Here is a 579-nt window from a genome sequence, read left to right on the forward strand (position 1 = left end):
CAGGATGAGCCGGAAGATGCCGTTGTCGAAGGTGACGCTCGTGGGGGTGGCGACGACGATCGGCGTGTGCCGGATCAGGTTCAGGAAGTTGATGGCGCCGTAGGGCGAGGTGTTCAGCGTCGGCATGGGGGCCTCCCGGTGGTCACTGGCACGGGCGCGCGACTATCGGCGGCGCCTGCCGTTCGGTCAACCGCGCCCCGGCTCAGACCAGGATGAGGTCGTCGCCGTCGAGCGCGGTCACGCCGGTGAGCCCGACCTCGCGCTCGGCCACGCGGTCGCCGTCCATGTCGATGAGGAGGCGCGACAGCGCCGCCGAGAAGCGCGCCTCGCGGCCGGCGCCGGTGAAGGCGGCGGCGCCCAGGTCGGTCAGGTCGAGCGCGCGCAGGTCGATGTCGTCGAGGCCGGACGCGAAGTCGCCGATGACGTCGCGGGCGCCGTCCCGTCCCATGTCGAGCGACGAGAGGAAGACGAAGCGGTCGTTGCCCGCGTCGCCGACCATCAGGTCGCGTCCCCGGCTGCCGACGATCTCGTCGTCGCCGGCGCCGCCGCCGAGGGAGTCGTCGCCGATGCCGCCGAAGA

The 579-nt window shown here is 72.4% G+C and carries 1 protein-coding gene; it reads right to left on the reverse strand.

Going from position 1 to position 579, the window contains the following annotated elements; all coding sequences use genetic code 11:
* Positions 1-202: 202 nt before the first annotated feature.
* The coding region (locus tag D7Y13_RS42095; RefSeq protein WP_208734571.1) for a M10 family metallopeptidase C-terminal domain-containing protein at positions 203-579 on the reverse strand (377 nt) is incomplete at its 5' end.

Source organism: Corallococcus praedator (genome assembly GCF_003612125.1).
GTDB classification, from domain to species: Bacteria; Myxococcota; Myxococcia; order Myxococcales; family Myxococcaceae; genus Corallococcus; species Corallococcus praedator.